At 66.2% G+C, this 2,940-nt stretch carries 5 protein-coding genes; 4 read left to right on the top strand and 1 reads right to left on the bottom strand.

Annotation, left to right across the window (positions count from 1 at the left end):
- Positions 1-247: 247 nt before the first annotated feature.
- Genes ACKODO_RS15270 through ACKODO_RS15285 form a run of 4 tightly spaced genes read left to right on the top strand, consistent with a single transcriptional unit; the run spans position 248 to position 1,507 of the window.
- Positions 248-898, top strand: a complete 651-nt coding sequence (locus tag ACKODO_RS15270) for a TIGR02594 family protein (protein ID WP_408984305.1) — start codon at positions 248-250, stop codon at positions 896-898.
- A gap of 24 nt (positions 899-922) precedes the next feature.
- Positions 923-1,120 (top strand): hypothetical protein, encoded by a 198-nt coding sequence (locus ACKODO_RS15275; RefSeq protein WP_408984306.1) that lies wholly within the window; start codon positions 923-925, stop codon positions 1,118-1,120.
- Positions 1,117-1,350: a hypothetical protein gene (locus tag ACKODO_RS15280; RefSeq protein ID WP_408984307.1), complete on the top strand. Its 234-nt coding sequence runs from the start codon at positions 1,117-1,119 to the stop codon at positions 1,348-1,350. Before ACKODO_RS15275 ends, ACKODO_RS15280 begins: the two co-directional genes overlap by 4 nt.
- Positions 1,262-1,507 carry a hypothetical protein gene (locus ACKODO_RS15285; protein ID WP_408984308.1) on the top strand — a complete coding sequence of 82 codons (246 nt, stop codon included), beginning with the start codon at positions 1,262-1,264 and terminating at the stop codon, positions 1,505-1,507. The genes ACKODO_RS15280 and ACKODO_RS15285 overlap by 89 nt, the downstream gene beginning before the upstream one ends.
- 1 nt (position 1,508) lies before the next feature.
- Here ACKODO_RS15285 and ACKODO_RS15290 read toward each other — a convergent pair.
- Positions 1,509-2,940 (bottom strand): ABC transporter ATP-binding protein (locus ACKODO_RS15290; RefSeq protein ID WP_408984309.1); only part of this gene is annotated, 1,432 nt, incomplete at its 5' end.

The following is a 2,940-nucleotide window of genomic DNA, read 5'->3' on the forward strand; positions in this document are numbered from 1 at the left end:
CGCCAAGGATATCGCCCAGCTGAAAGCCGAGATTGGCAACGACATCGCCGGGCGCCGTGCCGTCGCCGAAGCGCGCGGCGACATCGCCCAGATCAAGGCGACGCTGATCGAGTTCCGGGAACGCATCGACAGGATCGAAGCCAACGAGGACGGGCGCAAGCACGCCTGATCCGCCGCCATCAACCCCAACCGCAACCCGACCGAAAGCCCGCCCCTCCGGCGGGCTTCGTCGTTTCAGGAGGTCGCAATGCTGCCTGCCCAATACCGATGGCTCGAAGCCGAGCCCGGCCCGCGCATGATTGCCGAGGCGCTGAAGGAATTCGGCACGCTCGAAACTCCGGGCACCGCCGACAATCCGAAGATCATCGGCTGGCAGGCGGAACTCGAAGCCGCCGGTCTCGGCCGCGTCTATGCCGGGGTCTACCGCCACGACGCGATCCCGTGGTGCGGCCTGTTCATGGCCATCGTCGCCCATCGCGCCAACATCGAACGGCGCCCCGAGCGAAATCCGCCGCGCCTCTATCTCTCGGCGCTCGAATGGGCGGCGTTCGGCACTTCAGTTCCGAAGGGCGCTGCGGCACTGGGCGACGTGCTCGTCTTCAAGCGCCCGAACCGGGATGTTTCCCGGTTCGGTTCGAACATTGCCGGAAACCGGGCAAGCCCGGCTTCCGGTGGCGGCGGGCATGTCGGCCTCTATGTCGGCCAGGATTCTCCAAACAAGAACTCGGCCTCGGCCTTCCACGTTCTCGGCGGCAATCAACAGAACCGCGTCTCGATCACGCGGCTGTCGCGCAACCGGCTCGTGGCGGTGCGCCGCCCGGTCTATCGCGCCCAGCCCACGAACGTCCGCCCGATCCCTCTCGCTGCGAGCGGAAGCCTCTCCGTCAACGAGGCCTGATTCAACCCAAACAAGGAGATTTCCATGAACGCCGTTCTTCAGTTCGGTGCGGGCTACCGCACCTACATCATCGCCGCTGTGCTCGTGCTCGTCGTCGCTGTCGAGAAGGGCCTCGGGATCGACGTTCCCGGCGTCGATGTCGGGTCCGACTGGCTCACCCATGTCCTCGCCGCGCTCGGCCTCGGCACCCTGCGGGCCGGGATCAGCGGGGCGAACAAGTGACCGGGTGGATCGCGCTTGTCCTCATCGTCGCGGTGGTCATCGCCACCGCGGCGATCTTCGCCGCTGGCCGCAAGGCGGGCGCCGCCACCGAGGCGGCAAAAGCCCGCGAGGCCGAACTCAAATCCCAGAAGGAGGCTTCCGATGCAAAGGACCGGATGCTCGAAGCGGGCGCTGCCGCTCCTCGTGATCGCGACGCTCTCGCTGACCGCCTGCGGGACGGCACCTTCTAGGCCGGTCGTCGTCTGCCCGCCGGTCGCGGCCTATGACCGCGCCTTCCAGGCACGGCTTGCCGATGAAATCAAACGCCTGCCGCCCGGCGCGGCGCTGGAACGAGCCATGCTGGACTATGCGCGTCTGCGCGATCAGGCGCAGGCTTGCCTGGCTTAGCTCAAGCTCGCGGACCAAGTGCAAGATGCTCGTCCGCGATCGCGGCGAGCAGCGGTTGGTCGTGACTGATCAGGACAAGGCCGAGCCCCTGTTGATCGGCGGTTGCCCGCAGCAGCCGCATCGTTTCACGTTGAACGACCGGGTCGAGCCGCGATGTCGGTTCATCGGCGACAATCGCTACTGGATCGAGAAGGAGGATGCGTGCCAGCGCGAGCCGCTGGGCCTCGCCGCCGGAAACCTCGCAGGGGCGACGGTTCATCAGCCGATGATTGACCTTCAACCTGTCCAGCAGCGGCGGCAGATCGCGTGCGACCGAGAGGCCGGACTTGACGTCTTCCAGCGCCAGGAACTGGCGGGCAAAGGTCAGGTGCGGCACGAAGGCAGTGATCGGATCCTGATGGAGCTTTTGGTAGCGCTGCCGCCGCGAGCGGATCGCGGCTGGCTGTGCCACGATATCTACCCCACCCCAATCTACGCTACCGGCGAGTGGTCGCCGAAGGCCGAGCAGGATGTCGCCGAGCGTGCTCTTGCCGCTGCCGCTCGGCCCCGAAATCGCCAGAACGCCGCCCCGCGGCACGTGCAAGTCGAGGCCCTCGAAGAGCATTGCGCCCTTTGGCCAGCCGAAGGCGAGACCGTGCGCCGACAAGGCAAGGCTCGTCATGTCGCAGCAGCGGTGGCAGCGTGACCAATGGCGCGGATCGGCCGCTAGCCATGTTCGGGCGTAGTCGCTTTGGGGCTCAGACAGGAGTCCTGCACTCGGGCCATGCTCTATTACCTGGCCATTCCGAACAATCGCCAGTTCTCCAGGAAGCTCCTCTGCGAGCCTGCGATCATGGGTGATGACGAGCAGGCTGCGTCCAGCGGCCGAAAGGCGCTTGAGTGCGGCGATTGCCTGAGTGACGCGGTCGGCGTCCAAACCCTTGGTCGGCTCATCAGCAACAATGATCGGCGCGCCGACGCCCAGCGCCGAGGCCACCAGCACCCTTTGAGCCATGCCGCCAGATAGCGTGAATGGGTAGGCGTCTGCCGTCGAACCAGGCAAATCGAAAGCCGCGAGTGCGGGCTTGATGGCCTCCTCTTGGAGGCCTGCCAGCGCCATCTGCCGCCGCACGCGCATGGTCGGATCGAGCGCAGCGGATGGCTCCTGCGGGATCAACATGATCTGCTCGCGCCACAGCGCGGCGAGGCGTTTCGGTTCGCTCGCAGGAATCGGCTCGTGGCCACCGACCTTAATGTCTCCCGAGACGGACAAGCCGGAGGGCAGGAGGCCGAACACGGCCTGCGCGATCAAACTCTTGCCGCTGCCGGTTTCGCCGATGAGCGTCAGAACGCCCCCGCGCGGCACTGACAGCGACACGTCATCAACAAGAGCAGCGCCGCTTCTGTCGTGGATCGAGAGATGGGCGATCGTGAGGGCGGCTTCGGTCATTGCG

It is taken from the genome of Rhabdaerophilum sp., from assembly GCF_046092605.1.
In the GTDB taxonomy this organism is placed as follows: Bacteria; Pseudomonadota; Alphaproteobacteria; order Rhizobiales; family Beijerinckiaceae; genus Rhabdaerophilum.

Bases quoted from the DNA above. Each gene is read 5' to 3' on its own strand.
- ACKODO_RS15270 (WP_408984305.1), top strand. From the start codon at position 248: ATGCTGCCTGCCCAATACCGATGGCTCGAAGCCGAGCCCGGCCCGCGC.
- ACKODO_RS15285 (WP_408984308.1), top strand. From the start codon at position 1,262: ATGCAAAGGACCGGATGCTCGAAGCGGGCGCTGCCGCTCCTCGTGATC.
- ACKODO_RS15275 (WP_408984306.1), top strand. From the start codon at position 923: ATGAACGCCGTTCTTCAGTTCGGTGCGGGCTACCGCACCTACATCATC.